Annotated in this window: 1 protein-coding gene; it reads left to right on the top strand. The window is 40.0% G+C overall.

Going from position 1 to position 1,827, the window contains the following annotated elements; all coding sequences use genetic code 11:
* Nucleotides 1-1,214: 1,214 nt before the first annotated feature.
* Nucleotides 1,215-1,769: a hypothetical protein gene (locus DD606_RS24915; protein WP_129259435.1), complete on the top strand. Its 555-nt coding sequence runs from the start codon at nt 1,215-1,217 to the stop codon at nt 1,767-1,769.
* The last annotated feature ends 58 nt before the right edge of the window (nt 1,770-1,827 follow it).

The following is a 1,827-nucleotide window of genomic DNA, read 5'->3' on the forward strand; positions in this document are numbered from 1 at the left end:
AAGCATTCTTTGCACAAAAAGACCAACATTTCAAGAAAAGACATCATACGCGTATGATGTCTCACAGCATGAATTTCACATCCAATTCAACATTTGAGTGCATAGCCTCATTCCACATGTTAATCACATCCTATGAACCAAGTATCATGAGAATTGGAGTTAGAAAACCCAAGGAAAACCAAAAAGACGCAAAGTAGGCCATAAAATTGATTTTTGGTCCTAATTTTGTCAAAATAACTCCAAACTCATTGAAACTTTGTAGGATTGTTGATTAACACATCTACAAGCTATCTGGAACCAAAAAGCACCATTTTGACACAAAAGACATCATACGCGTATGATGTCTATTTGCACTTACAGAGCCAAAACTGCTCATTTGTCATCATACATCCATTATATATATCTAATACATGCTACATATGAAGTTTGGAACCATTTGGTCAAGTGGATCACCCCATTAGCCCAATTAAGAGAAAATCCTTCATACAAAGCCTATTTTTGTCCCAAATCCAACATATTCAAGTCCAAACCAAGATTTGAGTATAAACAGTCCTTCACTAGCACATAGGGAGTCCACAGAACCAATCCCATGAAAAATTGATGAAAAGAACATCATACGCGTATGATGTCTCCAGAGCCATTTTTAGTCCAAATTCTACCCAAACTTGATAAATCCACTGAATAAGCCTATCTAAAGCCAAATCCAAGCTTATAGAGAAATTTGGTCCAAAAATACACTAAAAGACATCATACGCGTATGATGTCTCACTATGTGATTTTGGCACCTCAGGGCTTCAACCACCAAACAGAAGTGTTCTACATGCCATTTGAAGGTAATCCACCAAGTTTTACCCAATTTGGATCATAAAATCCATTTCCCTTTCAAAATTTTGCCAAGAGCCTGAACTGGACTAAACTGGCCAAAACTTGACCAAATGGGATCCAAACTCAAATCCAAGCATATGATACTCATGTATACACTATCAGCTACAAGCACAACCAATATGAAGTCATTCTGACACAAAAGACATCATACGCGTATGATGTCTCAAGCATGTTTTTGAGCCCAGTTGCATATTTTTTCACCTACATTGCATCCTTAGGCCCTGAATAGCTCATGTTTCAATTTTCAAGTCATTTGAATAGTTAAAAGCTTCATTTCGGCTTTCAGTACTAAAAAGACGCTAACTTCTGAAATTGGAGTTACAGGATCCATGGATTCCGCCAAGTCATCAGCAACAAAGAGAAAAAGACCGACAATCAAAGATGCTCTTGCTGAAGTGGAACCCTTTGACATTCCAGCAGAAACGCTCAAGCCAACCAAAACTTGGGTGGAGGAAGCAGTATTGGAGAAAGAGGGAATAAAGATCTACCAGGGGACTTTCAGAGATCCTCAAGGGCAAGCGGTGGATGTACCGATGATCCAACAGGAATTGGTAGATTATAGCAGGTCAGAAGACATCAGCAGGTACCTGGAAAGGGCAGACTTGCACAATTTCTTCACCTCGAGACCATCAGGTGTGGATACAAGAAGAGTGTACGAGTTGGCAACATGTATTCAGAAGGATGGAAAAGCCACATTGACAGCCATGGATGGAGAGAAAGTAGAAGTACAGATCACTCCACAGCTCATTGCAGATGCATTGAAGCTGAACAACAAAGGGAGCTCTGTCAGGGAAACAAGGGACGCTATAGAGGTTTATGGGTCCAAGAAACAGAATGCAACTTATGGAGATATGGCAGACCAAAGAGCGGCAACCCTTTGCTGACTGTACAACCAATTTCTCCATATTTGCAGTAAAAGACCGCAAAAGTATACGACACCGC

Origin of the sequence: Enterobacter cloacae complex sp. GF14B, assembly GCF_004136805.1 — a bacterium.
In the GTDB taxonomy this organism is placed as follows: Bacteria; Pseudomonadota; Gammaproteobacteria; order Enterobacterales; family Enterobacteriaceae; genus Enterobacter; species Enterobacter hormaechei_C.

Excerpts from the sequence above, each read along its gene's own strand:
- DD606_RS24915 (WP_129259435.1), top strand. The coding sequence starts at position 1,215 with ATGGATTCCGCCAAGTCATCAGCAACAAAGAGAAAAAGACCGACAATC.